Origin of the sequence: Microbacterium sp. AG157 (assembly GCF_003385695.1) — a bacterium.
Classification (GTDB): domain Bacteria; phylum Actinomycetota; class Actinomycetes; order Actinomycetales; family Microbacteriaceae; genus Microbacterium; species Microbacterium testaceum.
Map to the genome: position 1 here is coordinate 1,111,737 of NZ_QRDK01000001.1, position 22,510 is coordinate 1,134,246.

19 protein-coding genes are annotated in these 22,510 nt (G+C 70.4%); 11 read left to right on the forward strand and 8 right to left on the reverse strand.

What is annotated here, in order from left to right; genetic code table 11:
• Window positions 1–196: 196 nt before the first annotated feature.
• The 5 genes from DEU35_RS05310 to DEU35_RS05330 all read right to left on the reverse strand — a co-directional run bounded on the left by DEU35_RS05310 (window position 197) and on the right by DEU35_RS05330 (window position 6,315).
• Window positions 197–1,408 (reverse strand): ROK family protein, encoded by a 1,212-nt coding sequence (locus DEU35_RS05310; RefSeq protein WP_103206973.1) that lies wholly within the window; start codon window positions 1,406–1,408, stop codon window positions 197–199.
• A gap of 135 nt (window positions 1,409–1,543) precedes the next feature.
• Window positions 1,544–2,764: a multiple monosaccharide ABC transporter permease gene (mmsB, locus tag DEU35_RS05315; RefSeq protein WP_103206974.1), complete on the reverse strand. Its 1,221-nt coding sequence runs from the start codon at window positions 2,762–2,764 to the stop codon at window positions 1,544–1,546.
• A gap of 5 nt (window positions 2,765–2,769) precedes the next feature.
• Window positions 2,770–4,299 carry a multiple monosaccharide ABC transporter ATP-binding protein gene (gene mmsA, locus DEU35_RS05320; RefSeq protein ID WP_103206975.1) on the reverse strand — a complete coding sequence of 510 codons (1,530 nt, stop codon included), beginning with the start codon at window positions 4,297–4,299 and terminating at the stop codon, window positions 2,770–2,772.
• Window positions 4,300–4,408: 109 nt separating this feature from the next.
• A complete protein-coding gene (chvE, locus tag DEU35_RS05325; RefSeq protein ID WP_116238792.1) occupies window positions 4,409–5,530 on the reverse strand; it encodes a multiple monosaccharide ABC transporter substrate-binding protein in 1,122 nt (373 codons plus the stop codon).
• A 215-nt stretch (window positions 5,531–5,745) separates the two neighbouring features.
• Complete coding sequence (locus DEU35_RS05330) at window positions 5,746–6,315, reverse strand: NTP transferase domain-containing protein (protein ID WP_116238916.1); 570 nt, start codon at window positions 6,313–6,315, stop codon at window positions 5,746–5,748.
• Between the two features lie 51 nt (window positions 6,316–6,366).
• On the opposite strand from DEU35_RS05330, the gene DEU35_RS05335 reads away from it, so the two are divergent.
• From DEU35_RS05335 to DEU35_RS05350, 4 genes are read left to right on the forward strand one after another with little or no spacing between them, the layout of a single operon-like run.
• On the forward strand, window positions 6,367–7,335 hold the full coding sequence (locus tag DEU35_RS05335) for an XdhC family protein (RefSeq protein ID WP_116238793.1): 969 nt from the start codon (window positions 6,367–6,369) through the stop codon (window positions 7,333–7,335).
• Window positions 7,332–8,630 (forward strand): amidohydrolase family protein, encoded by a 1,299-nt coding sequence (locus DEU35_RS05340; protein ID WP_116238794.1) that lies wholly within the window; start codon window positions 7,332–7,334, stop codon window positions 8,628–8,630. Before DEU35_RS05335 ends, DEU35_RS05340 begins: the two co-directional genes overlap by 4 nt.
• Window positions 8,627–9,253 (forward strand): helix-turn-helix domain-containing protein, encoded by a 627-nt coding sequence (locus DEU35_RS05345; RefSeq protein WP_116238795.1) that lies wholly within the window; start codon window positions 8,627–8,629, stop codon window positions 9,251–9,253. The genes DEU35_RS05340 and DEU35_RS05345 overlap by 4 nt, the downstream gene beginning before the upstream one ends.
• An 8-nt stretch (window positions 9,254–9,261) precedes the next feature.
• Window positions 9,262–10,197, forward strand: a complete 936-nt coding sequence (locus tag DEU35_RS05350) for a PDR/VanB family oxidoreductase (protein ID WP_258873335.1) — start codon at window positions 9,262–9,264, stop codon at window positions 10,195–10,197.
• 20 nt (window positions 10,198–10,217) lie between these two features.
• On the opposite strand, the gene DEU35_RS05355 is transcribed toward DEU35_RS05350, so the two are convergent.
• Complete coding sequence (locus DEU35_RS05355; protein ID WP_116238797.1) at window positions 10,218–11,459, reverse strand: MFS transporter; 1,242 nt, start codon at window positions 11,457–11,459, stop codon at window positions 10,218–10,220.
• Window positions 11,460–11,837: 378 nt separating this feature from the next.
• Here DEU35_RS05355 and DEU35_RS05360 point away from each other — a divergent pair, with 378 nt between their 5' ends.
• The 7 genes from DEU35_RS05360 (at window position 11,838) to DEU35_RS05390 (ending at window position 19,595) form a co-directional block, all read left to right on the forward strand.
• Window positions 11,838–13,097, forward strand: a complete 1,260-nt coding sequence (locus tag DEU35_RS05360) for an amidohydrolase family protein (protein ID WP_116238917.1) — start codon at window positions 11,838–11,840, stop codon at window positions 13,095–13,097.
• On the forward strand, window positions 13,094–13,870 hold the full coding sequence (locus DEU35_RS05365) for an ABC transporter ATP-binding protein (RefSeq protein ID WP_180993396.1): 777 nt from the start codon (window positions 13,094–13,096) through the stop codon (window positions 13,868–13,870). The genes DEU35_RS05360 and DEU35_RS05365 overlap by 4 nt, the downstream gene beginning before the upstream one ends.
• Window positions 13,867–14,757, forward strand: coding sequence for an ABC transporter permease (locus DEU35_RS05370; protein ID WP_103206982.1), 891 nt, complete (start codon window positions 13,867–13,869; stop codon window positions 14,755–14,757). Before DEU35_RS05365 ends, DEU35_RS05370 begins: the two co-directional genes overlap by 4 nt.
• A 119-nt stretch (window positions 14,758–14,876) precedes the next feature.
• Window positions 14,877–16,055, forward strand: a complete 1,179-nt coding sequence (locus DEU35_RS05375; protein WP_103206983.1) for a nitrate ABC transporter substrate-binding protein — start codon at window positions 14,877–14,879, stop codon at window positions 16,053–16,055.
• Window positions 16,056–16,145: 90 nt separating this feature from the next.
• Complete coding sequence (locus tag DEU35_RS05380) at window positions 16,146–17,477, forward strand: FAD-binding oxidoreductase (RefSeq protein ID WP_116238798.1); 1,332 nt, start codon at window positions 16,146–16,148, stop codon at window positions 17,475–17,477.
• Window positions 17,474–18,253: a creatininase family protein gene (locus DEU35_RS05385; RefSeq protein ID WP_116238799.1), complete on the forward strand. Its 780-nt coding sequence runs from the start codon at window positions 17,474–17,476 to the stop codon at window positions 18,251–18,253. Before DEU35_RS05380 ends, DEU35_RS05385 begins: the two co-directional genes overlap by 4 nt.
• Before the next feature lie 127 nt (window positions 18,254–18,380).
• Window positions 18,381–19,595, forward strand: coding sequence for an MFS transporter (locus DEU35_RS05390; RefSeq protein WP_116238800.1), 1,215 nt, complete (start codon window positions 18,381–18,383; stop codon window positions 19,593–19,595).
• A gap of 233 nt (window positions 19,596–19,828) precedes the next feature.
• On the opposite strand, the gene DEU35_RS05395 is transcribed toward DEU35_RS05390, so the two are convergent.
• On the reverse strand, window positions 19,829–20,623 hold the full coding sequence (locus tag DEU35_RS05395) for an alpha/beta fold hydrolase (RefSeq protein ID WP_116238801.1): 795 nt from the start codon (window positions 20,621–20,623) through the stop codon (window positions 19,829–19,831).
• A gap of 333 nt (window positions 20,624–20,956) precedes the next feature.
• A complete protein-coding gene (locus DEU35_RS05400; protein WP_116238802.1) occupies window positions 20,957–22,333 on the reverse strand; it encodes an amidohydrolase family protein in 1,377 nt (458 codons plus the stop codon).
• Window positions 22,334–22,510 lie beyond the last annotated feature (177 nt).

Consider the following 22,510-nt stretch of genomic DNA (forward strand, 5'->3'; position numbering starts at 1 on the left):
CGCTGAAACGTCGTCGACGTCCCGTCGCCGCGCTCAACGAGCGACCGCACGCAGCGTGCGCCCGCGCCACCAGCGTCGAGTGTCCAAGAAACCCGGACGCCGCAGAAATTCGTCCGGGTGTTTTGGACACTCACGGGAGGACGCGGGCATTCGGACGCTGCGGCCCGCAACGCGCGCTGCGTGCGGGGGAGCGGGGTCAGCCGCGGAAGCCGGCGGGGTTGGCCAACAGGTCGCTGAAGGCCAGTTCCGCGGGGCCCACGAGCATGAGGCGCGAGCGCAGGTGGGCGCGTTCGAGACGGATCGTGCGGCCCTCGGCGCCCAGCGGATGCACGCGCACGGCGTCGGCGAGACGCTCGCGGCTGACCGACAGCAGCGCGCCGAGATACCCCGAGAGCACGACCGTCTCAGGGGCGAAGGCGTTGACGAAGTTCGTCAGGGCGAGCGAGAGCATCTCGACCTGGCGCGTCACCTCGGTCATCACGCGGGGATTGCGGGCGACGCCGAGCTCGACATCGAGTTCGTCCTCGTCGAGCTTGCGGCGCCCCAGCAGCGGTTCGATCAGGTCGAGGCTGACCTCGGCCTCGAGGCACCCGCGGCGTCCGCACACGCACGGGCGTCCGCGCGGGTCGACGACGGTGTGGCCGAGCTCCCCGGCGTAACCCGACGTCCCGCGCAGCAGGGTGCCGTCGATGATGAGACCGCCGCCGATGCTGTGCATCGCGCCGCCGAGGTAGAGCAGGTTGCCGACGCCCACGCCCACGCCGAACCGCGACTCCGCGAGGGCGCCGATGCTGGCGTCGTTGCCGGCGGCCACCGGCATCCCGAGCTCGTCGCTCAGACGCGCCGCGACGGGATCGCGCTTCCACCCGAGGGTGGGCGAGACGAGGACGGAACCGTTGGCGTTGACGAGTCCGGGGACCGCCAGCCCGGCCCCGACCACGCGGTAGTGGCGGTCGATGTCGGCGCGCATCGCCTCGACCGACGAGGCGACGATCTGGACGAACCGTTTCGGCGCCGGCGCAGTGGCGGTGTCGTGACGCAGACGGGCGTGCACCACCCCGCCGAGGCCGACCAGGGCCACGGTCACCGCGTGCGGTTCGGCGCGGACGCTCAGGGCGGCGACGTGGTCTTCGGGTTCGAGGTCGAGAGTCGGTCGACCGACCTTGCCGGTGCGCTCCCCGCTGGGCGCCTCGCGGACGAGGCCGAGCTCGGTCAATTCCATGACGAGACCCGTGACCGTGGAGCGGTTGAGGCCGGTCGTGGCGCCCAATTGGGCGCGTGAGAGCGCTCCCCGGGAGTGGAGGAGCGACAGGACGGACGAGAGGTTCTGCTGACGGATCAGGTCGTTCGTCGTACGGCCAGCCGGCGGCGCGAGCGGGGTTGCGGGCTCGAACACGGCAGGGGTCATGAGAGGCGCACCTCCCCCATCATCCCATCGAGGGGACCGGAGTGTTCACGCGGCCGACGCACGGCGACGCGACGCGGCCGACGGCCGGAGCGGCCGGGATGGGGAGCCGGCCGGGTGACCGGGCTCCCCATCCGGTCACGCACCGCCGTTGCGCCGCTTGTTGAAGATGTCGAACGCGACGGCGAGGAGCAGCACGATGCCCTTGATGGCCATCTGCCACGCGGCGTCGACGCTGAGGATCGACAGACCCATGTTCAGCACGCCCATGACCAGACCACCGACGACCGCGCCGACGACCGTTCCGATACCGCCCTGGACGGCCGCACCACCGATGAACACCGCAGCGATCGCATCGAGCTCGTAGTTCTGACCGGCCGAGGCCACCGCACCACCGGCACGCGCAGTGCTGACCACGGCGGCGAGACCCGCGAGGGCACCCATGTTGACGAAGATGAAGAAGTTGACCCACTTCGTCTTGACACCGCTCATCACGGCCGCGAAGAGGTTGCCGCCCATGGCGTAGATGTGGCGACCGAATGTGGTGCGGTTGAGCACGAACGTGTACGCCAGCACAAGGACCGCCAGGATGATCAGCACGATGGGGGTGCCGTTGTAGGCGGCGATCGTGAAGGCGGTGGCCATGATCGCGACGACTGCGACGACGTTCTTCGCCCAGAACGACCAGGCGACCTCGCGCGGCAGCTCGAGGCGGCGCAGCGTCGCGCGGGTGCGCAGCTGCTGCACGACGAGCAGCACGCTGGCGATGGCGCCGAGCGCAAGGGTCAGCGCGTCCCAGTTGCCGAGGTAGCCGAGGAACGGCGGCAGCCAGCCGGCGCCGATCGCCGTGAAGCCGTCGGGGAGGCCGCTGATGGTGCCGCCGGTGAGCAGGACGAGCGTGAGACCGCGGAACAGCAGCATGCCCGCCAGGGTGACGATGAACGCGGGGATGCCCACGAACGCGACCCAGAAGCCCTGCCACGCACCGACGACAGCGCCGACGACGAGCGAGAGCAGGACGGCGACGAACCAGGGCAGACCCCATTGGTTCATCGCGATCGCCGCGATCGCGCCCACCATGGCCACGACCGATCCGACCGACAGGTCGATATGGCCGGCGATGATGACCATCACCATGCCGATCGCGAGGATCAGCACGTAGGCGTTCTGCTGGATGAGGTTGTTGACGTTTCCGGGCATCAGCAGGCGACCGCCGGTGAGCACCTGGAAGAGCACGATGATGATGACGAGAGCGGCGAGGATGCCGAACTGTCGGAAGTTGATGCGCGACAGGATGCCGCGACGTCGCGGTCCCGGCTGCGTCGGTGCCTCGACCGTCTGGGTGGATGCGGTGGCCATTGCTGTCAGTTCCTTCCGGCGGTCATGTGCCGCATGAGGTTCTCCTGCGTGGCGTCGTCGCGGCTGACCTCGGCCGTGATGCGCCCCTCGGAGATCGTGTAGATGCGGTCGGAGAGGCCGATGACCTCGGGCAGCTCCGACGAGATGACGATGACGGCCTTCCCCTGGGCCGCGAGTTCGTTGATGATGCCGTAGATCTCGTACTTGGCCCCGACGTCGATGCCGCGGGTGGGCTCGTCGAGGATCAGCACGTCGGGCCCGGTGAACATCCACTTCGACAGCACGACCTTCTGCTGGTTGCCGCCCGAGAGGCGTCCCGTGATCGCGGCGACGCTGGGCGCCTTGATGTTCATCTTGTAGCGGTACGAATCGGCGACCTTGTACTCGCGGTACCGGTCGACCACACCGAGGCGGGCGAGGCGGGCGAGAGCGGAGGCCGAGACGTTGACCTGGATGTCGCCGATGAGGTTGAGACCGTATTTCTTGCGGTCCTCGGTGGCGTAGGCGATGCCGTGCTTGATCGCAGCATCCACCGTGCGGACGTCGATCTGCTGCCCGTTCTTGTACACCTCGCCGGAGATGCCGGTGCCGTACATGCGCCCGAAGATGCTCATCGCGAGTTCGGTGCGACCGGCGCCCATGAGGCCCGCGAAACCGACGATCTCCCCGGCGCGCACCATGAAGGAGGCGTCGTCGATGACCACGCGCTCGGTGTCGACGGGGTGGTGGACGGTCCAGTTCTCGACGCGGAAGAGCTCTTCGCCGATGTCGGGCTCGCGCGGCGGGAAGAGGCTGTTCAGATCGCGGCCGACCATGGCGCGGATGATCCGGCCCTCGTCGGTGTCGGCGTCGGAGCGGTGCATCGTCTCGATCGTGCGGCCGTCGCGGATGATGGTGATGCGATCCGAGATGCGCAGCACCTCTTTGAGCTTGTGGCTGATGATGATGCAGGTGATGCCCTGCGTGCGCAGCTGGTCGATCAGATCGAGCAGGTGGGCGGAGTCGTCGTCGTTCAAGGCGGCGGTGGGCTCGTCGAGGATGAGGAGCTTCACCTCTTTCGCGAGGGCCTTGGCGATCTCGACGAGCTGCTGCTTGCCGACGCCGAGCTCGAAGATCTTCGTCGCGGGGTTCTCGCGCAGCCCCACCCGCTTGAGCAGCTCGGCCGCCGCGGAGTTGGTCGCGTTCCAGTCGATGACGCCACGACGCGACTTCTCGTTGCCGAGGAAGATGTTCTCGGCGATCGAGAGGTACGGGCTGAGCGCCAACTCCTGGTGGATGATGACGATGCCGGCGGCCTCGCTGTCGTTAATGGAGCGAAAGGCCATCTGCTCGCCCTCGAGGGTGATGCCGCCCTCGAAGCTGCCGGCGGGATAGACCCCGCTGAGCACCTTCATCAGCGTCGACTTTCCGGCGCCGTTCTCACCGCAGATGGCGTGGACCTCGCCGCGGTAGACGTCGATCGACACATCGGCCAGGGCGGGAACCCCGTTGAACGACTTCGAGATCCCCGACATACGCAGGATCGGTTCGGTCATGGTGTGTGCTTGTCCCTCCGCCGCCGGTGGGGCGGCATTTCGGCTCCGCCGCCCGGGGGGCGGCACGGGGAGCGGCGGGGCGGGCGAACCCGCCCCGCCGCCGGGTGGATCAGAGTCCGACGTCGGACGCCTTCAGGAAGCCCGAGTCGATGAGCTTCGACTGCACGTCGTCCTTGGTGACCACCTCGGGGGTCAGCAGGTACGAGGGGACGACCTTCTTGCCGTTGTCGTAGGTCTTGGTGTCGTTGACCTCGACCTCCTTGCCGTCCTTCAGCTCCTGGATCATCGTGAAGACCCGGTCACCGAGGGCACGGGTGTCCTTCCAGACCGTCATCGCCTGCGCACCGTCGAGGATCGCCTTGACGTTGGCCTTGTCGGCATCCTGACCCGTGATGATCGGGTAGTCGGCGCCGGGGGTGTATCCGGCCGACTTCAGCGACGCCTCGATACCGATGGCGAGGCTGTCGTTGGGCGAGAGCACCACGTTGACCTTCTTGCCGTTGCCGTAGAACGACGAGAGACGGTTGTCCATCTCGGACTGCGCCTTGTCGGACGCCCAGCCCTGGATGCCGATCGACGCCCAGGCGTCGTCGTTGGCGGGCGACTTGCCGCTGGGGACGACCAGCTGACCCTTGTCGACGTAGGGCTTGAGCACGTCCCACGCGCCGGCGAAGAAGAACTTCGCGTTGTTGTCGTCGGGGCTTCCGGCGAAGGGCTCCAGGTTGAACGGGCCCTTGCCGTCCTTCAGGCCCAGCTTCGACTCGATGTACTGGCCCTGAAGCGTTCCGACTTTGTAGTTGTCGAACGTGGCGTAGTAGTCGACGTTCTCGCTGCCGTTGATGAGACGGTCGTACGCGATGACCTTGGCGTTCTGCGACTTGGCCTCCTGCAGCACCGGGCCCAGGGTCGAACCGTCGATCGCGGCGATGACGAGGATCTTCGCGCCACCCGACAGCTGGTTCTGGATCTGGCTGATCTGCTGGTCGGTCTTGTTGTCGGCGTACTGCAGGTCGACGGTGCACCCGGCATCCTGGAGCTTCTTCTGCAGCTGCTCGCCGTCGTTGATCCAACGCTCGAGGCTGCGGGTGGGCATGGCGATGCCGACGTTGCATTCGGTCGATCCGCCACCTGCGGCGTCTCCACCGCCGTCCGCGGGGCGCGTGGAGCTGCACGCTCCGAGGCCCACGGCGAGTGCGGCGATGGCCGCACCGGTCAGGATTTTCTTCAGCATGTGATCTGCGTTCCTCTCTGAACAGCAGGGACCCTTCGATCCGTACCCGCGCCCTCCCCGGCGTCGGATCGGGTACGTCTTCGTTCCCGGCACTCTGGTCCGTCGAATTATGACGGCTCCGAAAAAATATCCACCGGAGGGGGTTTTGTCTATAGCCGCGTCAAAATTCATCCGCGCCCGTGACCGGACCGTGACACGTCGCGCGCGAGCGCCCCTCAGCGCTCGTCGTGGTCGACGCCAGACCACAGGTCACCGCACTCGACGAGCTGCGCGTCCTGCGCGATGAGGTACGGGCGCGCGCCGATGTCGCCCCGGATCGAGGCCGCCACCGGCCCCCAGTGATCGCGGCCGAGAAGCACCGGGTGACCGGGTGCCCCGCCGTAGGTCGCCTGCACGAGAGCGTCCGCGCTCGCTCGACGCGCAACCCTCGCGACGGCAGCGCGAGGAACGTCGGGAGTGTCGACGGGCAGCACCACGACCGAGATCGACGGACCGGATGCCATCGCCCCCAGCCCCGCGCGCAGCGAGGCGGCGACCCCCGTCGCCCAATCCTCGGCTCGCACGATATAGACGCCGGTGGGGACGAAGGCGCTCGCCGCGTCCGCCTCGGCGCCGAGGACGACCGTGACGTCGTGGCATCCGCCCTCGCTCAGTGCTCGGGTGGCGAGCGCGATCCACGGCGTGCCGGCGGGAGTGCGCGCGAGGGCCTTGGGCCCACCGAACCGCCGCCCCGCCCCGGCGGCCAGGACGAGGCCCGACACGGTTCCGAGCGGGACTGCGGGCATGGTCACGACAGCGTAGCGTGCGCGAAACACGCCCCGATTACGGTCGCATCCATGCTCGAACTGGCCCCCGACCTGGTGCCGCTGCTCGACGCGAGCGTGCCCGTGGCGGCCGTCACGGTCACCGCGGTCGTGCGCAGTGCACCCCGCGGCGTGGGCGCGACCCTCGCCGTCACGAGAGATGCCCGGGTGATCGGATCGATCTCGGGCGGCTGCGTCGAGAACGACGCGGTCATGCTCGGTCTCGATGTCCTGCGCACCGGCACCATCCGTCGCGCGCGCTTCGGTTTCGGCGCCGACGACGCGATCGCGCCGATCGCCGCCGGTCTGGCGTGCGGCGGCGCGGTCGACGTCGTCGCGTATCGCGTCGAAGACGCGCACCGCCCCGCCCTGGAGGCGGCCCGAGACCGTCGCGATGCGACGCTGCGCCTCGACCTCGGCGGGGACGAGCCTCTCGTGCTGCATCGACCGGCTCCCCCGCGGCTGATCATCCTCGGCGCGGGCGAGCACGCGGCCGCCCTCTGCCGACTGGGAGCCGCCGCCGGTTTCGCGGTGACCGTCTGCGACGACTGGGCCCTCCTCGTGACCCGCGACCGCTTCCCCGACGCGGCCGAGCTGGTCGTCGGAGCACCCCACGAGGTGCTCGATACCCTCCCCTCCCCCGACGCACGCACGGCCGTGTGCGTGCTCACCCACGACGAGCGTCTCGACGTTCCCGCGATCCGCTCGGCGCTGCGCCTGCCGGTCGGTTTCGTCGGAGCGATGGGCGCTCGCGCCACCGTCTCGCGTCGAGCCGCGCTCCTGCGCGCCGCCGGAGTGACGGATGCCGAGCTCTCGCGCCTGCACTCCCCTCTGGGTCTCGACCTCGGGGGCCGCTCCCCCGAGGAGACGGCCCTGTCGGTGATCGCCGAGATCGTGGCATCCCGGAACGCCGCCGACGCTCGACCGCTGCGCGAGGCCGCCGGACCCCGCCTGCACGCGATCGCGAGTGGCGGGGACTCGTGCGCTGTGAGGAGCGCATGAGCGTCACCATCGTCCGCGGCGCGATCGCGGTGATCGACGGCTCCGGGCGCGTGCGCGAGGGAGACGTCACGATCGCCGACGGGGTCGTCGTCGAGAGCGCCGACACGACGGACGCCGAGATCATCGACGCCACCGGCTGCGTCGTCACGCCCGGATTGGTCAACGCCCACCACCACCTGCTGCAGACCGCCTTCCGCACGCTGCCGGGCACGCGCGGCATCCCGATGCGCGAATGGCTCCCCGCCATGGCGGCGGCCTACACCGCGGCGGGGGTCGACCCGGAACTGACCGGTCTCGCCGCTCGAGCGGGTCTCGCCGAAGCGCTGCTGTGCGGGGTGACCACCGTCGCCGACCACCACCTGACCTGGCCCGCCGACGCCGACACCGTCGGGATGGCCCGCGCGGCGGCGACCGCCGCGGCCGATCTCGGCGCGCGACTCGTCTTCGTGCGCGGCGCGGCGCGCGACGACCCGCAGACCGCGGCGGCATCGGCGGAGGACATCGTCTCGGCCCTCGTCCCGAATCGCGCGGGCGGTGTCTCGGCCGACGGGATGCTGCAGGTCGCCGTGGGACCGGCCGGCGTGCACAGCGACCCGCGCGAGACGTTCGCGCTGCTCGGCGAGGTGGCCCAGCGCCACGGCCTGCGCCGACGCACGCAGGCCAACGAGGTGGTGGACGTCGAGATCGCCGTCTCGCGCTACGGGAAGCGCCCCCTCGATCTGCTCGAGGAGTGGGGGTGGCTCGCCCCCGACGTGACCCTCGCCCACCTGTGCGACGTGTCCGACGACGAGATCGCGCGAGTCGCGGCATCCGGGGTCTCGGCCACCCATGCTCCCGGGTGCGACGTGCCCATGGGCTGGGGTGTCGCGCCGGTGCGGCGCCTGCTCGACGCGGGTGTCGCCGTCGGCCTCGGTACGAGCGGCGGGGGCAGCAACGACGCGGGGCACCTGCTCGCCGACGCGCGCCTTGCCCTGCAGGTGTCGGCGCTGGTCGGGCCGCAGCTGCCGGCATCCGACGTCCTGACGATGGCGACCGCCGGATCGGCCGACGGGCTCGGGCGCCCCGAGCTCGGGCGTCTGACCCCCGGGTCGGCTGCGGACCTGTGCCTGTGGGACGTCTCCGGTGTCGCCGACGCCGGCGTGGCCGACCCCGTGGCGGGACTGCTGTGGGCCGCACCCGGCCGACGTCCGCGGACCGTCCTCGTGGCCGGACACGTCGTCGTCGATCAGGGCCGACTGATCCGCGCCGACGAACGCGAGGTCGTCGCCCGATTGTTCGAGAGGGTGAAACGATGACCACCATGGCCCCCGTGATGGATACCCCCAGCAGCGACGAACGCTTGGGCGCTCACTTGCGTGGGCTGCGCAAGGCGCGCGGGCTGACCCTCACCCAGCTCGCCGAGGCCGCGACCCTGTCGCACCCTTTCCTCAGCCAATTGGAGCGCGGTCTCGCGCGCCCGAGCATGGCGAGCCTCGAACGGCTCGCCCGGGCGCTGGGCACCAGCCGAGTCGAGCTGCTCGCGGGGTCGGAGCCGCCGCGCGCCGACCACGACGCCGAGCCCTCGTTCGTGGCCGCCGACGAGGGGGTCATCGGTCCCTATGCCGAGGGAACCGCCCGGCTGCTGGCCGAGGGCCCGCGGCGGTTCGAGCCCCTCGAGTTCACGGGGTCGAATCCGACTCCTGGCGATCACTACGTGCACGAAGAGGACGAGTTCCTCACGGTTCTCGAGGGCTCGATCGTCATCTCGTTCGGCGGCTTCGGCGAGCGCACCCTGCGGGTCGGCGACTCGGTGTACTGCCGGTCGGGCACACCGCACCGCTGGTACTCGCCCGACGGCTCCGTGTACCGGTTGCTCATCGTGAAAGAGCTCGTGCACGGCGGCGGCGCCGACGACGCGGTCGAACAGGAGGACGCGTGAGTGCGGGAGTGACATTCGACGCGGTTGTCCGAGAGCGCCGGGATGCCGCGGACGGCGTCGTCGTGCTCGACCTCGAGCGCGCGACGGGGACGCTGCCGCACTGGTCGCCCGGAGCGCACATCGACGTGGTCCTGCCCGGCGGAATCGAACGGCAGTACTCGCTCTGCGGCTCGCCGACCGAACGCGGCACGTGGCGCATCGGGGTCCTCCGCGAGCGCGAAGGATCGGTGTGGCTGCACGAGAACGCCCGGGTCGGGTCGACTCTGCGCGTGCGCGGCCCCGCGAACCACTTCCTGTTCGCGCCCACCGCGGGACGGTCGTACGTGTTCGTCGCCGGCGGGATCGGCATCACGCCGATCGTGCCGATGATCGAGGCCGCCGCGGCGGCCGGGGCCGAGTGGACGCTGCTCTACGTCGGGCGATCGCGCACGACGATGGCCTTCGTCAGCGAGCTCGAGGCGCAGCACGGCTCCCGCGTCGAGGTGTTCGCGGCCGACGAGGGACGACGACTCGATCTGCCCGATCGGCTCGGCACACCGGTGGCTCGCACGGTCGTCTACGCGTGCGGACCCGCCCGCCTCCTCGAGGCCCTGGATGCCACGATGTCGGTGTGGCCGCGTGGAAGCCTGCACGTCGAGCGGTTCGAGGCGAAAGTGCTCGGCCCGCCCGTCTGGACCGAGCCGTTCAAGGTCGACCTGATGATGTCGGGGCTGACGGTGACGGTGCCTCCGGAGCGCTCGGTGCTCGACGTGATCGAGGAGCAGGGCATCGTCGTGCCCTGGAGCTGCCGCGTCGGCACCTGCGGAACGTGCGAAGTGGCCGTCGTCGACGGCGACATCGAGCACCGCGACTCCGTGCTCTCCCCCGAGGAGCAGGATGCCAACCGCTCGATGATGCCGTGCGTCTCGCGCGCGGCCTGCCCGCGGATCACGCTCGAGCTGTGACGACTCTCGATGGCGCGTCGTCAGCGCGAGAGTGAGTCGGCCGAACCCGCGGAGGCCGTGACCCGAGGCGCCCACACGGCGGCGACCACGAGCGGAACGGCGAGCAGCACCCACGCCGCCGCGGGGACGGCGGTCCAGCCGAGCAGGGCGCCGACCGCGACGTTGCCGACGAGCACGGCGATACCCCCGCACGTCGACAGCAGACCGAAGAACGATCCCGTCGGCAGCGCCCCGGCGAAGCGGGGAACGAGGCCCTGCGCGGTGGGGTTCGTCGTGAGGTGCCCGACGATGACGAGCCCGGCGGCGGCGAACACCGCGGCGATGAGCACGGGGCCGTCGAGAGGCACAACGGCACTCGCGGCGACCACGACGAAGCCCGCGGCCGAGAGCCCGTAGCCGACCCGCAGGGCGCGGGCCGCGCCCACGCGATGACACCAGCGCGAGACCGGCAGCTGCAGCACGAGGGTCAGGGCCGAGACCCACGCGAACATCGCCGCGACCACCGCGGGGCCGGCCTCGGCGCGCGCGAGCTGGAGGGGGAGCGCGAGATAGAGCTGGTTGAAGGCGAGCAGGTCCGCCGCATGGAGGGCCGAGAACGCGACGAAGCGACGATCGCGGAGGGACCACCAGCGTCCGTGGATCCCGCGCTCGGTCGACGCGGGCGTCCGGCGCGGTAGGGAGATCGCGAGGAACACCGCGATCAGCACGAAGAGGGCCGCCCCGGCGAGCGCGACGACGACGAAGCCCCACCCCAGCAGGGCGGCACCCACGAGGGGGCCGAGCACCGCCCCGAACTCCCCCGCGACACTCAGCCATGCGAACAGCGAGGCGCGGTGTCCCGCGGCCGGGGCGCGGCGCTGCTCGGCATCCGCCACGAGGATGTTGACTCCCGGCGAGAAGAGCGCGCCGCCCAGGCCCGTCAGCACGGTCCCCGCGATGAAAAGGGCGAGCTGCGGAGCAGGCGTGAGCAGCGACAGGGCGAGGGTGGCGAAGCCGAGCACGCGCACCGCACATCCCGTGAGGATCGTGCGGCGCGCGCCGAAGCGGTCGGCGAGCACCCCTCCGACGAGGAACATGCCCTGCTGCGCGAAGGTCCGCACCCCCAGGATGAGGCCCACCGCGGCGGCGGTCAGCCCGAAGTCGGCGGTGAGCACGAGGGCGAGGAAGGGGACGACCGCGAAGAAGCCGACGTTGAACATCAGCTGCGTGCCGAGCAGCACCGGCGTGCGGGCGGCACGGGGCGGGGCGGGGGTGACGAGCACGGCGATCTCCGGGGGGTCGGGGCGTCCAGCGCCGGAACGATCCTGTCATCCGCGCCGGCGCGCTCGCGAACGCGCGGTGGCGACGACGGTGACGAGAGCAGGAGAGGAGACGAGAGCAGGCCGATCGAGCCGAAATCGGCCTGTCCTCGCGACATCCCCTGTTCTCGTCGCACGCACGCGCGCGGATACCGCCGCCTGTCGGACAACTTTGTCGAGAGGGTCACGCGGGGGAAATACAGCGGAAACGCGTGGTTCCTAGCATCGGAACATCGCCGGATGTTGGTCACACCAACACTGACGCAGCCGCCTCGAGCGGCTCGCCCCGTTGCCGTGGCTCCCGTCCCGACGCTTGTCTTCTCGACTCCTCCGGAGGCCCTCGTGTCTGCCGCTCCACCCGTCTCCATCGCCGCTCTGCGCGGTGTGCGCCTCGCCTCGGGCGCGCTCGTCGACATCGCGATCGATGGCGACGAGGTGCTCGCGGTGGTGCCGGCCGGCAGTCCCCTCCCCGAGACCGACGGCGAGATCCTCGACCTCGACGGTTACCTCGTCACGGCCGCGGGCGCGGAGCCGCACGCGCACCTCGACAAGTCCCAGTCCTGGGATGCCATCGACCCCCCGTTCGGCGACCTCGAGAGCGCGATCGAGAGCTGGCACGCGTTCGCCGCGACCCTCGACGAAGACGACACGCTCGAGCGCGCTCGTGCCACGGCGCTGCGGATGCTGGCATCCGGGATCACCTCGATCCGCACCCACGTGGATCTGCTGCGCGGCGAGGACGCCCTGACCGGCGTGCGCGCTCTGGTCCGGCTGCGCGCGGAGCTCGAGGGGATCATGGACCTCGAGCTCGTCGCCCTCGGCGGGCCCACCGTGCCCGACGAGGTGTTCGAGGCCGCTCTCGACGCCGGGATCGATCTCGTGGGCGGGGCTCCGCACCTCGCCGACGACCCGATCGCCGACCTCGAGCGTCTGATCGCGCTCGCTCGGCGCCGCGATGTCGGACTCGACCTGCACACCGACGAGAGCCTCGCCGGGGCGGATACCCTCGCCGCGTACGCGCGGGCCGTCACCGGCTGGCACCGCCCCCGCACCGCGGGGCACTGCGTGCGCCTGAGCATGATGCCCGCGACCGCTCTCGAGAGCCTCGCGGCCGAGGTGCGCGCCGCCGACATCGGCATCATCGCCCTCCCCATCACCAACCTGTACCTGCAGGGATGGGGAACCGATCACGCCGTCCCGCGCGGGATCGCGCCGATCGGCCGGCTCAAAGACGCCGGCGTGCGCGTCGCGGCGGGTGCCGACAACGTGCGCGACCCCTTCAATCCGGTGGGTCGCTGCGACCACCTCGAGACCGCTTCGCTGCTCGTCAGCGCGGGCCACCTCGCCCCCGCGGATGCCGTGGACGCCGTCACCGTCGGCGCCCGCGACGTGATGGGACTGCCGGTCGCCGGGCCCGTCGCCGGAGCCCGCGCCGACCTCGTGGCGGTGAAAGCGGACTCTCTCGGCGACGCCGTGGCCTTCGCCAGCGCCGATCGCGTCGTGCTGCACCGCGGCCGGCTCGTCAGCCGCACCACCGTCTCGACCCAGACCGCTCTTGCCACCCTCCTCCCCGCCCCCGAACGGAAAGTGAGCGCCCCGTGACCCTGGCCTCTCCCGCCCCGGCATCCGTCGCGGATCCCACCGCGCCGCTGCTGGACTTCCGAAACGTCGCCATGACGTTCCCCAACGGCACCACCGCCCTCTCCGGCGTCGACCTCACCGTTCAGCGCGGCGAGTTCGTCAGCGTGGTCGGCCCTTCCGGCTGCGGAAAGTCGACCCTCCTGCGCATCGCCTCGGGTCTCGAGACCGCGAGCGAAGGCACCGCCACCGTGGCCACCGACCGCATCGGCTACGTCTTCCAAGACGCGACCCTGCTGCCCTGGCGCGACGTGCGCTCCAACGTCGAACTGCTCGCCGAGCTCAACTGGCAGCCCAAGCGCGTACGCGCACCGAAGGCGCAGTGGGCCATCGACCTCGTCGGCCTCAACGGCTTCGAGAAGCACCTGCCCAAGCAGATGTCGGGCGGCATGAAGATGCGCACCTCGCTCGCGCGGTCGCTGACCCTCGACCCCGAGCTGTTCCTGTTCGACGAGCCGTTCGGCGCCCTCGACGAGATCACCCGGGAACGCCTGAACGACGAACTGCTGAAGATCTTCGTCGCGCAGAAGTTCGGCGGACTGTTCATCACCCACTCGGTCTCCGAGGCCGTCTACCTCTCCACCAAGGTCGTCGTGATGTCGGGTCGCCCCGGCCACCTCGTCGACACCTTCGAGGTCCCCTTCGACATGCCCCGCGATCCCGAGATCCGCTACACGGGCGAATTCGCGAAGCTCGTCGGCGAGGTCTCCCACGCCCTCCGGGAAGGACACTCATGAGCACCACCTCCGCAGAGCCCGTCGTCTCCGACACGGCCGAGTCCGCGGCATCCACTCCGCCCATCGAGCCGCCCCGCCCCCGCGCGGCGAAGGCCCGCCGCGGGTTCGGTGCGCGGGCCGCCCTGCTCGGCCCCCCGCTCGGCGTCCTCGTCGTGCTGCTGGGCATCTGGTACGCGATCTCGATCACGCTCAGCGCCTCGGGTAAGGGCTTCCTCATGCCCATGCCGCACGAGATGTTCACCTCGGGCTTCTTCGACCCGCAGGTGAGCAGCGACATCTGGGTCGCCCTGTTCCGCACCACCGGCGTCGCCCTCGCGGGCCTCGGGATCGCGATGATCATCGGCATCGGCTGGGCCATCGCGATGTCGCTCGCCCGCTGGGTCGAGCGCTCCACCTACGCCTACGCGGTGGTGCTGCAGTGCATCCCGATCCTCGCGCTCGTGCCGCTGGTCGGCTTCTGGTTCGGCTACGAGTTCCTCGCCCGCGTCATCGTCTGCGTGCTGATCTCGCTGTTCCCGATGGTGTCGAACACGCTGTTCGGCCTGCAGTCGGTCGACAAGTCGCAGCGCGAGCTGTTCCGCCTGCAGAAGGCCGACAAGTGGACGGTCCTCACCAAGCTCACCCTGCCCGCCGCGCTGCCCTCGATCTTCGTGGGAATGCGCACCTCGGCCGGGCTCTCGGTCATCGGCGCGATCGTCGGTGACTACTTCTTCCGTCGCGGCGAGCCGGGCATCGGTTCGCTGATCGCCAACTACCAGTCGCGTCTGCAGAGCGCCGAGCTGTTCGCGGCGATCCTCGCGGCCTGCCTCCTGGGAGTCGCGATCTTCGCCTTCTTCGGCTGGCTGTCGAAGGTGGCCGTGGGGCGCTGGTACGACAGCACCCTCTGACCCGACTCTCCGACCTCCGGATGCCACGGCTCCTCCCGCGCGAACGCACGGGGGCGGCATCCGGCGTACCCGAAACACCCGCACCCGAGAGCTCCACCCGTCACAGAAAGCGAACCAGCATGCAGCGCTCCACCCTCCTCCGCGGCACCGCCGTCACCGGCGCCGTCGCGATCGCCCTCACTCTCAGCTCCTGCGCCGGCAGTGCCGCGGAAACCGCTCCTTCGTCTGCCGATATGCAGATCGGCTCGGTCGATCTCTCGGCCGACTGCCCCTCCACCGTCGTCATCCAGACGGACTGGAACCCCGAGGCCGAGCACGGTCACCTCTACGAGATGATCAAGGACAACTACACGGTCGACGCCAACACCAAGGCGGTCACCGGCCCGCTGATGTCCGACGGCGAGTACACCGGCGTCAACCTCGAGATCCGTGCCGGCGGCCCCGCGATCGGCTTCCAGACCGTGTCGGCCCAGATGTACCAGGACGACTCGATCACCCTCGGCTACGTCAGCACCGACGAGGCGATCCAGCTCTCGAGCACCACCCCGACCAAGGCCGTCTTCGCCCCGCTCGACATCAGCCCGACGATGGTCATGTGGGACCCGGCGACCTACCCCGACGTCCAGACCATCCAGGACATCAAGCCCGCGCTCGAGAAGAACAAGGGCGTATGGCGCTACTTCGACGGCTCGGCGTACATCGAGTACCTCAAGAGCGCGGGACTCGCCTCACCCGACATCCTCGACGGCTCGTACGACGGCACGCCGTCGAACTTCGTCGCCGCGGGCGGTAAGGACATGCAGCAGGGCTTCGCGTCGGCCGAACCGTACGTGTACCAGAACGAGGTCTCGGCCTGGGGCAAGCCCGTCAAGTTCGCGCTCATCCACGACGCCGGATGGCAGACCTACCAGTCGTCGGTGTCGGTCAAGGCCGACAAGTTCGACGAACTGGCCCCGTGCCTGTCGAAGCTCGTCCCCGTGCTGCAGAAGGCGGGCGTCGCGTACTACAAGGACCCGTCCGCGGCGAACGACCTCATCCTCAAGCTCGTCGACGAGTACGCCACCGGCTGGACCTACACGCAGGGCGTGGCCGACTACTCCGTGAAGACGCAGAAGGAGCTCGGCCTGGTCGGCAACGGCACCGACTCCACCTACGGCAACTTCGACGACGGCCGCTTCGAGGACTTCTTCACCAAGGCGAGCAAGGTCTACACCGACCTCGGCACCCCGCCGGCGTCCGGCTACACCGTCGGCGACCTCTACACGAACGAGTTCATCGACAAGAGCATCTCGTTCTGATCGCTCCGGCCCGGTCCGCCTCGCGCGGGCCGGGCCGTGGTCGGTCCGGACTCCCCCACACCCGCACCTCGTTCTACCCGGAGACACCCCATGAGCGACACCTCCACCCGCGTCCTCTCCCTCGAAGACGAACTCCTCGAGCTGCTCGGCCCCGCGTCCGTCAGCACCGAACCCCGCGTCCGCGAGCGCGCCAGCATCGACGGCTCCCCGATGTCGCCGATCATCGCCGCCAAGCTTCCCCTCGGTCTCGCCGACCTCGTCGTGTTCGCCGCCGACGCCGAGCAGATCGCCACGGCCGTCGCCGCGGCATCCCGTCACGGTGTTCCGATCACCGTCCGCGGCAAGGGCACCGGAAACTACGGTCAGGGCATCCCGATGCAGGGCGGCCTGGTCATCGACACCACGCGGGCGAAGGCGATCGTCGAGGTCGGCGACGGCTTCATCACCGCCGAGGCCGGCACCCCGATGGTCATGCTCGAGCAGGCCGCGTGGGCGAGCGGCCAGGCCCTGTGGATGTACCCCTCGACCGCGCAGTCGACCATCGGCGGATTCCTCTCGGGCGGCTCCGGCGGCACCGGGTCGATCGAGCACGGCTCCAACGACCGCGGGTTTGTCGCAGCTCTCGACGTCGTGCACGCCGACGGCAGCGCCGAGATCCACCACGTCGAGGGCGACGAGGCGCAGAAGTACGTGCACAACTACGGCACGGCCGGCGTCATCGTGCGCGCGACCGTCCGCCTCGAGCCGCTCCGTGAATGGCGCGGGCTGTGGGCGAGCTTCCCCGATTTCGGCGGGACGCTCTCGGTCGTGCAGACCATCGGCAATCTCGACCCCTCGCCGCGTTTGGTGTCGGGAGACGGGCCCGAGATCTCGGCATCCCTCCCCGCCGACGAGGCCATTCCCGAGGGGCGTTCCAGTCTTCGGGTGATCCTGGATGCCACCCAGGTCGACACCGTGACCGCGATCATCGAGGGCGCGGGCGGCCGCGTCGAGGCGGTCCGCGAGGGCCCGCAGGCCAGCATCCGCCTGTCGATGCTCAGCTACAACCACCCGATCGAGTGGTACCAGAAGAGCCAGGAGCACGAGGTGTTCCACCTCGAGGTCGCCGGCGCTCCCCTGGCCGACGACATCGAGGCCGTCGAGTCGGTGTTCGCGGGCGGCAAGCTCCACATCGAGTCGACGAAGGCGTTCCCCATCGGCATGCTCGCCGCGCCCTACGTGAGTGAAGAGGACGTCTACCGCGGCATCGCCGAGCTCAACGCGATCGGCGTCGGCGTGCATAATCCGCATCAGTGGAACGTCGACTTCAATGTCGAGCAGACCGCCGAGACCGCCGCCGTCACCGACCCGAACGGCTTGCTGAACCCCGGCAAGCTCAACCCCGACTACACCGGAGCGCGCAAGGGAGCGATCATCTCATGACCCGTCTGCTGGCCGAGCTGAGCGGCCCCGCCGCCGCCGAGACACTGACCGAGGACTCCATCGTCGTGCTGCCGACGGGCGCGATCGAGCACCACGGACCGCACCTGCCGTTGGCGACGGATGCCATCGTCGCCGAGGCCTCCGCGACGGCCGCCGTCGCGCGGGCTGCGGCCATGGGCCTCGACGTCTGGCAGCTGCCGACCCTGTCGATCACGAAGTCCGACGAGCACTCCTGGGCACCGGGCACGCTGTGGCTCACCCCCGAGACGATGCTGCAGACCATCGTCGACATCGGCCGGTCGATCCTCACGACCCGTGCACGGACCCTCGTGTTCCTCAACGGCCACGGCGGGAACGTGGCCCTGCTCAACGTCGCCAACCGCGAGCTGCGCCGTCGATTCGGGCTGCGCACGTTCTTCATGCCGGCCGCGCGCGTGCCCTCCTTCGACGGCACCGACGGCGGACCGAACGAGCACGGCACGGGCATTCACGCCGGCCACGGCGAGACGAGCATGATCATGCATCTGAGGCCCGAGCTCGTCGACGCGTCGAAATTCGAAGCGACCGTGCCGGCGCACATCGGCGACTTCCGTCACATCGGCTTCAACGGCAAGCCCGTGACCTTCGGGTGGCTCTCGAACGACTTCGGGCCGACGGGAGTGCTCGGCGACCCGACCGGCGCGAACGCCGCTCACGGCGCGGAGCTGTTCGAGGACAGCGTGTCGTTCGTCGTCGAAGCGCTCGAGGAGATCAGCCGATTCGACTACACCGCGTGAATCTGTTCCCCGTACCGCAGATCCGGCGTTTCGGCGCCGGATCTGCGGCGTCTGGCCCATCCTGTCGGTTGGGTGAACCGGCCGACGCGGACGCGATAGGGGATGCCGCGGGCTCGGCGGTGCGCGAGTGAGCGTCGCGGCGGAGACCGGCCAGGGCCTCCGCGCCTACGGCCAGGTGCTGCGTCTGCCCGGAGCGCGCAGCTTCGTCGCCGCCGGAATCCTCGCGCGCTTCCCCCGAGCGACCCTCTCGCTCGGCATCATCCTGCTCGTCTCGGCCGCGACCGGCAGTTTCGCCTCGGCCGGGCTCGTCGTGGCACCACTGGTCGGGGGCATGGCGATCGCGGCCCCGCTGTGGTCGTCGCGCATGGATCGGCACGGCCAGTCGCGCGTGATCCTGGCGTCCCTCGGATGCCTCGTGCTCGCGGCATCCGGGTTCCTCGCCCTTGTGCTGACGGGGGCGCCCTTCTGGACGTGGCTCGTCGCCGCCTTCATCACGGGGGCGTCGACGCCCGACCTCACCTCGGCCGTACGGGCGCGGTGGACGGTGCTCGCCCCTCCGTCGCAGCGCAATGCCGCCCTGGCGCTCGAGACGATCGCCGACCAGATGGTCTTCATCGCCGGACCGCCCGCCATCACCGCGGTCGCCGCCGCGATCGATCCGGCCGTGGCGATGCTCGGGTCGCTCGGGCTGGGGGTCATCGGCGGGGTGTGGCTCGCGGCACAGCGGGGCACGCAACCCGCGCCCGCCCCGCGCGACCCCCGGCGCGGGCTGGTGCTCCCGCCCGCGGAGGTCGTCCCGATCGCGATCGCCTGCGTCGCCCTCGGCGGCGTCTTCGGGTCGTTCGACGTGAGCCTGGTCGGCTGGGCCGAACTGCGTGAGCGGCCGTGGCTCGCGGGCCCGGCGTTCAGCGCGTTGGCCGTAGCGATCGCGATCGGCTCGGTGATCACCGGCGCGCGGGCCTGGAAACTGTCCGCCGCCGCACGGTTCATCGTCTTCGCGACGCTGGCCGGCGTCGTCGCGGTCGGCCTGCCGTTCGCGCAGGGGTCGGTGGCGGTGCTCTTCGGCGTCATCCTGCTCCTCGGGCTGGCGGTTTCGCCGGTGATGGTCAGCGGCATCCTGGTCGCCTCGGCCCGTGCTCCCGAGGGCCGTGTGACCGAGACCCTCGCCTACCCGACGGCCGCGATGTCGCTCGGTGTTCCGATCGGCGGGGTGATCGCCGGGGCGGCTCTGGATGCCACGGGCCCGGCGGCCGCCCTCGTCACCATCGCGGTGTCGCTGGCGATGGCCGCGGCGATCGCGGCAACGGGCGAAGGGCTGCTGCGGGTGGCGCGGCGTCGCTGACGCCCCCGGGGAGTGGGGCGCCCGCCCCGCGGGCCGCCCGATGATCGGATTCCCGAGTGAGCGGAACGCTCGGCGAGCGCGACGTTGAGCGTCGAGTTGGTTGAGTGTCCAAGAAACCCGGAAGACTGCGGCATCGCGTCCGGGTGTTTCGGACACTCAACGACGCCGCACACACTGTCGAGTGTCCAAGACACGCCGTTCCGGTCCGCCCGGGAGCGGCGTGTCCTGGACACTCAACGGCGGAGGGCGGCGCCCAGGTGCCGCAGCACCGAGACGTGACCGTCGGCGGGGTGCAGGTCGAGCGTCGCGTGAGGGAGGGCCGCCTTCAACCTGCGTGCGTGAGCGGGAGGGATGACGCGGTCGCGCTCCCCCTGCACCAGCAGGACGGATGCCGACACCCCGGCGAGATCGAAGCCCCACGGCCGCGTGAACGCGAGGTCATCGTCGATGAGCCCGTCGGGGCCCTCCGCCTCCGCGGCGGCGGCATCGACTCCGAGCGAGACCCACTCCCCTTCGAGCGCCGCGAAGTCGACATCCACGAACTGCTCCGCATCGAACGCGTCGGTCTCGGCGAACCGGCGGCGGGCCGCCTCGCCCTCGACCGCGGCCCACAGCCCGCCCGGGGCGCGCATGCGCTCGAACCAGGAGTCGCCGCCCGAGAACGGTGCGGGGCTCGCGAAGGTGACGACCGCGCGGATGAGACCGGGCATGGCCGCTGCACACGCGAGGGCATGCGGTCCGCCGCCGGAGGCACCCACCGAGACGACGGATGCCACCCCCAGAGCGTCGAGCACGGGAACGAGGCCCGTGGCGACGTCGGCGACGGTCCGGCCGGGGTGACGGGGCGACCCGGCGTAGGCGGGGCGCGCGACGGAGACGACGGCGAGGCCGTGAGCATCGGCGACGGCCTGCACCGGCGCGAGAATGGCACCGGTCTGCGGGGAGCCGTGGTGCCAGAGGAGGACGTCGCGGCCGGCGAGGTCGTCGAGCGAGGTGTGGACGTCGAGACCCGCGATGCGTCGGCGCATGCGTCCAGGCTCGCACGGCCCCCGCGCGAGCGCGAGGGGCGCGCGGCCCGCGAGACGCCGAGTGAGCGGGACGTCGAGTGTCCAAGAAACCCGGACGACCGCGGCATCGCGTCCGGGTGTTTCGGACACTCAGTGTGCGGCGGAGCGTTGAGTGTCCAGGATGCGCGGGGTGGGCCCCGCGCCCTGCGGCGTGTTCTAGACACTCGACGGGGTGGGCGAGAGAGACCCCGGATGCCGGAGCCCGACGGCCGCGGTCGGGGCCCGGCCGGCATGGTTCGTCGCGGCGAGGCGGCCCGTCGCGGACCGGCACGAGCCAGCGCGAGTCGGCGCAGGCTAAAGGATGACGCCGAACTCCTCGGCCAGAGCGGGCAGCTCCTCGTGCAGCACGCGCGTGGCCTCTTCGGCAAGCGGGTTCGTCGAGACGCCCCGGTCGTTGACGAGCTTGCCGCCGACGTACACCTGCTGCAGGTTGCGCAGCCCGCACGCGAGGACGTAGCTACGGACCGGGTTCCACAGTGGTCCCACATCGGGCTTGCGCGGATCCACGACCACGAAGTCGGCGAACTTGCCGACCTCGAGGCTGCCGACGCGGTCGTCGACGCCCATGATCTCCGCGCCCCCGAGGGTGTGCAGACGCAGGACCCGCTCGGGCATCATCGACAGCGGGTCGTGGGTGCGGGCGCGCTGCATGAACATGCCCATACGCATGTTCTGCCACGGGTCGGCGACGTCGGTGCAGGCCTGGTCGTCGAGGCCCATACCGACCTTCATCCCCTGCTCGAGCATCTCGGGTACGTGCGCGATACCCGAGGCCAGACGCCCGTTCGACGCGGGCTGCCACGACATGCTGGCGCCTCCCGCCGCGGCATCCGCGATGATCTCGGGCGTCGTCTGGATGAAGTGGCCGAACATCATGCCCGGGCGCAGGGCGCCGGCGTTCTTGTACAGCTGGAACTTCGTCTGCTGGTGCTCGATCGCCTCGTAGGTCTCGAGGAAGTGCGCCTGGTTGGTCACGCCGAAGCGGTCCATGACGGCGACCTCGATCTCGGCGGCGTCGGGCCGGGTCGACCACTGGACCTGGCCCATGATCGAGGCGCCGAGCGCGATATCGGGGTTCATCGCCAGCACGTGGTCGAGCGAGGCTTCGAAGCGGGCGAAGATCTCGTCGTCGGTGCCGACGGTGGCATCCAGGGCGATCGAGTCGACGAAGCGGAGCCCGGCGTCGAGGCATCCATCCGCCTGCCGGGTGTGCCAGGCATGCTCGCGCAGGATGCCGCCGCCGTCGGCGCGCTTGCCGTCGACCATCGGCTCCCACGGCAGGAGCGGGTCGGTGAAGTTGTACGCGGTGGTCACGCCGTTGGCGAGGAAGTCGAGTGAGCCGTGCAGCGTCGCCCAGTAGATCTGGTCGGGAGAGGCGTTGTTGAGCACGCTGAACATCGAGGTGCACCAGCCGTAGAGGGTCTGGTCGACGCCGAGTCCGCGCGAGCCGCTCGTGAAGAGGTGGCTGTGGGAGGACACGAACCCCGGGGCGACGAACTTGCCGTCGACGTCGAGCGTCTCGTCGGCGGTCACCCCGGGGGCGGGGTCGCCGGAGCCGATGGCGGTGATGCGACCGGACTCGACGAGCATGTAGCCGCGCTCGATGTAGCCGGGGTCGTCGGTGCCCGCAGGGACCGTGATGAGACGCGCGTTCGTGACCAGGAGCGACATGTTGATGACGGTAACAATGGCGTGTTTCTGCGGTGTTCCGGGCGTGGGGCGGGCTGTTTGCGGGGACCCTCGTCCCCTTTACGCCGGTGTATGTCCCACAGATGGCCGACGGAGCGCCCCTCAACCCGCCACAAGTGGGACGAGGGTGCTCGAACACAGCGCCAGAGCAGAGCGTCG

Excerpts from the sequence above, each read along its gene's own strand:
- DEU35_RS05335 (WP_116238793.1), top strand. The coding sequence starts at position 6,367 with ATGCTCGAACTGGCCCCCGACCTGGTGCCGCTGCTCGACGCGAGCGTG.
- DEU35_RS05370 (WP_103206982.1), top strand. The coding sequence starts at position 13,867 with ATGAGCACCACCTCCGCAGAGCCCGTCGTCTCCGACACGGCCGAGTCC.
- DEU35_RS05340 (WP_116238794.1), top strand. The coding sequence starts at position 7,332 with ATGAGCGTCACCATCGTCCGCGGCGCGATCGCGGTGATCGACGGCTCC.
- mmsB (WP_103206974.1), bottom strand. The coding sequence starts at position 2,764 with ATGGCCACCGCATCCACCCAGACGGTCGAGGCACCGACGCAGCCGGGA.
- DEU35_RS05395 (WP_116238801.1), bottom strand. The coding sequence starts at position 20,623 with ATGCGCCGACGCATCGCGGGTCTCGACGTCCACACCTCGCTCGACGAC.
- DEU35_RS05385 (WP_116238799.1), top strand. The coding sequence starts at position 17,474 with ATGACCCGTCTGCTGGCCGAGCTGAGCGGCCCCGCCGCCGCCGAGACA.
- mmsA (WP_103206975.1), bottom strand. The coding sequence starts at position 4,299 with ATGACCGAACCGATCCTGCGTATGTCGGGGATCTCGAAGTCGTTCAAC.
- DEU35_RS05330 (WP_116238916.1), bottom strand. The coding sequence starts at position 6,315 with ATGCCCGCAGTCCCGCTCGGAACCGTGTCGGGCCTCGTCCTGGCCGCC.
- DEU35_RS05375 (WP_103206983.1), top strand. The coding sequence starts at position 14,877 with ATGCAGCGCTCCACCCTCCTCCGCGGCACCGCCGTCACCGGCGCCGTC.
- DEU35_RS05345 (WP_116238795.1), top strand. The coding sequence starts at position 8,627 with ATGACCACCATGGCCCCCGTGATGGATACCCCCAGCAGCGACGAACGC.
- DEU35_RS05400 (WP_116238802.1), bottom strand. The coding sequence starts at position 22,333 with ATGTCGCTCCTGGTCACGAACGCGCGTCTCATCACGGTCCCTGCGGGC.
- DEU35_RS05380 (WP_116238798.1), top strand. The coding sequence starts at position 16,146 with ATGAGCGACACCTCCACCCGCGTCCTCTCCCTCGAAGACGAACTCCTC.
- DEU35_RS05310 (WP_103206973.1), bottom strand. The coding sequence starts at position 1,408 with ATGACCCCTGCCGTGTTCGAGCCCGCAACCCCGCTCGCGCCGCCGGCT.
- chvE (WP_116238792.1), bottom strand. The coding sequence starts at position 5,530 with ATGCTGAAGAAAATCCTGACCGGTGCGGCCATCGCCGCACTCGCCGTG.